The 338-nt window shown below is 60.7% G+C and carries 1 protein-coding gene; it reads right to left on the bottom strand.

Translation table 11 applies throughout. From position 1 onward, the window contains the following. A partial coding sequence (locus SB847_RS20710; RefSeq protein ID WP_410578451.1) for a hypothetical protein occupies positions 1-338 on the bottom strand: 338 nt, incomplete at both ends.

The raw sequence follows: 338 nt of genomic DNA on the forward strand, positions 1-338 counted from the left end.
GAGCTGTGAAGCGACCTCCTCCTCTCTCGCCTCGCGCCCAGAGTTTTGAAAATACCCGTCCAGTTGAGCAAGCTTCTCTTCCGTATCACGGACACGGTCCCCGAGGTCGTCGTCCCCCTCCAATGTCGCCAACGCTCGGAGAAGAGCCTGCAACTTCCCTAGGAGCACGTACACGCGCCCCAGAGACTCCATCGGCAGCGACGCCTTCGGCTCTAGGCTAAGCCTGTGCATCCGCGCCGCATGGAGTACATCCTCCGCTTCGGCGAGGCGCTTCTCGAGGTCAACCAATTGCCTGTCAACAATCGGCCCTTCAAGGAGCGCAGCCGACAAACGCGTTA

This window comes from Bacillus sp. SIMBA_026, from assembly GCF_046535335.1.
Taxonomy (GTDB): domain Bacteria; phylum Bacillota; class Bacilli; order Bacillales; family Bacillaceae; genus Bacillus; species Bacillus velezensis.